Below are 2,679 nucleotides of genomic sequence, written 5' to 3'. Positions count from 1 at the left end.
TCACCCAGTTCAAGGCTTGGCCGAAGGCATCCAAGGTCGCATCCAACTTTGCGGCTTGCGACTGAGACACCTTGAGCCTGCAGGAAAGGGTCAGGACTTGGGTCATACCCTTACGGTACCTCATCAAAGTGCATTCCTCCCGACCCTCGCCCTGTGGGCAGAGGGCGGGGCTCCTGCGCTAGTAAGCTGAGACTTCAATCACCAGCTTCCCGTACTGCTTAGCCACCGCCTTCAGCAGCTCTTTGAAGGCTCCATGTGCCCAAGTCAGTAGCGAGCGCACTACTCTGCCCTGCATAGCTGCAAGGCCGCAATCTCTCGCCCCCTAACGGGAAGTGGGGGAGAGGTACATAAAGAAGAAGTCTAATTGTCGGCATTAGCGGCGAAGGGGCTCGGAAATGGCCGCCACCTCCCGCAGAAACTGATCCTGTTGTTGGCTCAAAATGCCCAGGTCGGGGCCTTGGTTGAGCAGGATAAAGCGGGTGCCATCCGGCAATTGCCCCATCATCATCAGCCGATCCGCAGCGGATCCCACCTGAGCCACCGTGCCTGGGGGCAAGGTGCGCGCCTGCAGGGTGCTGTGGCCAATGCCCGCTCTGGGCAAGATCCGAGTCGGATCCCCGTCCGTGAGATCCACCAACTGCTCCCAGAGGTGAGCTAGGGCGCGAGGGGAGAGGTACAGGGCTTGCCCCCTTTGTCCAAAGCGAATGTCTTGCTCGGCGGGGGCCATGTCGGGATCCAGGCGGGAAATGGGCTGAGACACCAACCGCTGCCGCAGGTACTCCAGCAGGGCTGTTTTGCCCCCCAGTTCCGCCAACAGGGCTTCTGCCATAGTCCGGTCGTTGCTGCCGTTGAGGATTTGCAACAGGGATCCCAGGCGTAGCGAGGTATAACGAGCCAAGCAGTGGGCGTCCGCGGGCAGGGCTGTCAGGGTTGACACCGAGCCGCGAATGGCAACCGGGTGGGGCTGTTGCGTATCGCTGAGGAGCTCTGCCAAACGCCGAGCACCGGCCAAAGGATCGGGTTGGCCCAGCAGGTGGAAGGGGGACAACACCTTCACATCCCCGTCGATCTGGCGAATGTTGAGGCTATGCAAATGGTGGGCCAGCTCTGCCACATTCGCTTCCGTGAAGTAGGGATCCCCGCCACCCACCAGGATCAAATCTCCCGTCAAGCGATGGCCCAAAAGATGGCCTGTGGTGTAGAACCGGGTCTCAAAGCGACGTTCATAGCCCCAAGTCTCCAGGGCCATCAAGCTGATGGCCAACTGATCCAAGGCTCCCACCGGCAAAGGCCGATCCGATAAATGCTCCGCTAACAGATCCCCTTCCGGTGTCCAGAGCAGGATCCCCTGTTGAGAGAGCGCTCCCCCTTGGGCTGCCAATCCCTGCAAAAAGCCGGACAAGACCGGAGCATAAGGGGAATCTTCCCACTCCGGCGATTGGGCACGAGGCCACCAGGGGGGAAGGCCCGGAGTTCCACTTGGGGAAGGCAGCGGCGGCGGTGGGGTGGGGATGGGGGGGAAAGGATTCTGAGCCGATGTGGGAAACTCGACTTCGGCACCCGTGCGATTGCTCCAGCAGGCCCCCAAGGCCAAAGCACCGGCCAACGGGATCCCTGCCCAGAGGAAACGACGATGGGAGCGCAACCCCTGTGGGATAAGCGGCATGATGACCTCACCAAAGACACTTGCAAAAGACGACAGGCTGGCAAGACTTGACGCTACTCTAGTGCCATCCGAACTGCCTTTGCAAATCTCTGTGGCAGCCTCTTCCAGCGCTATCGACTCCAGTTCATGCGAGCCCATCTTTTGCTTGGCAGGGATCCCACTCGGCTGTAGCCTGATGCGAAGCCAGAAAATGCTGTGTTGCCTGATGGATATCCTTTGCAACGGCAATGGCTGCAGATCGTCCGTTGGCTGTGCAAGGGCTAGGCTGTACTGGAGAGGGTGGGAGATGGCTCATACACTCGTGCAGAACGGATCGCAAGCTCCTTCTCTCCTGAGTAAAAGATAAAATAGGGCGATTTAGACTCTAAGCATTCCAGGCCGCCAATGGGAAACAGTCCAACCAAAGTAAGAGTTCAATCGGAAAAACAGGCTTTCCTAGAACGGTGGCATGACATTCTCGCCCCCAACTCCTTGGGCTATCGCATTCGATTGTTGTCTCAATTGGTGCGGCGGAAGTTCCAGTCCTATTTAGAGCCTTTTGGCCTAACCATCTCCCATTGGGTGGTGCTCTGCTGCCTCTGGGAAGAAGACGGGATCCCGACTTCCACCATTTGTGAGCGCCTGCAGCAGTTGGGGGGCACCATGACCGGGGTGTTGGATGGCATGGAAAAACGGGAGCTGATCCGGCGGCAGCGGGATCCTGAGGATCGGCGGATTTGGCGAGTCTACCTCACACCGGCAGGAGAGGAGCTGAAAGACGTTTTGCCCCCTCTGATTTGGCAGTTGCGGGAGCAAACCTACGGCTGTCTCAGCCCAGAAGAACGGGCAACCCTCTCGCGGCTGGTGGATCGGCTGATCGCCCATTTGTCAGTGGATCCAGAGGCGGCTGTATTGTCAGAGCCAAGCCAATAGTCTTTGGTCTTCATGGGTCGTGTTGGTAAACTACCCCCGCCTAAAGGCGGGAGCTTTCAGTAGCCCTAGAGTCGGCAAGCCAACCCTGGACCTCTAGGCTG

The 2,679-nt window shown here is 58.9% G+C and carries 2 protein-coding genes; one reads left to right on the top strand and one right to left on the bottom strand.

What is annotated here, in order from left to right; genetic code table 11:
• Positions 1–373 precede the first annotated feature (373 nt).
• The gene (locus tag NW870_RS12845) at positions 374–1,666 is read right to left on the bottom strand and encodes a D-alanyl-D-alanine carboxypeptidase (RefSeq protein ID WP_414375631.1); all 1,293 of its coding nucleotides are present in this window, start codon (positions 1,664–1,666) and stop codon (positions 374–376) included.
• Positions 1,667–2,050: 384 nt separating this feature from the next.
• Between NW870_RS12845 and NW870_RS12840 the strand changes: the two genes are divergently transcribed.
• Entirely contained in the window at positions 2,051–2,578 is a 528-nt protein-coding gene (locus tag NW870_RS12840) for a MarR family winged helix-turn-helix transcriptional regulator (protein WP_414358452.1), read from the top strand.
• Positions 2,579–2,679: the final 101 nt, after the last annotated feature.

Source organism: Synechococcus sp. R50.1 (assembly GCF_047462115.1).
Taxonomy (GTDB): Bacteria; Cyanobacteriota; Cyanobacteriia; order Thermostichales; family Thermostichaceae; genus Thermostichus.
Note: the sequence above shows the minus strand (reverse complement) of the source record. Positions and strands in the feature narration are given on the sequence as shown.

Excerpts from the sequence above, each read along its gene's own strand:
- NW870_RS12845 (WP_414375631.1), bottom strand. The coding sequence starts at position 1,666 with ATGCCGCTTATCCCACAGGGGTTGCGCTCCCATCGTCGTTTCCTCTGG.
- NW870_RS12840 (WP_414358452.1), top strand. The coding sequence starts at position 2,051 with ATGGGAAACAGTCCAACCAAAGTAAGAGTTCAATCGGAAAAACAGGCT.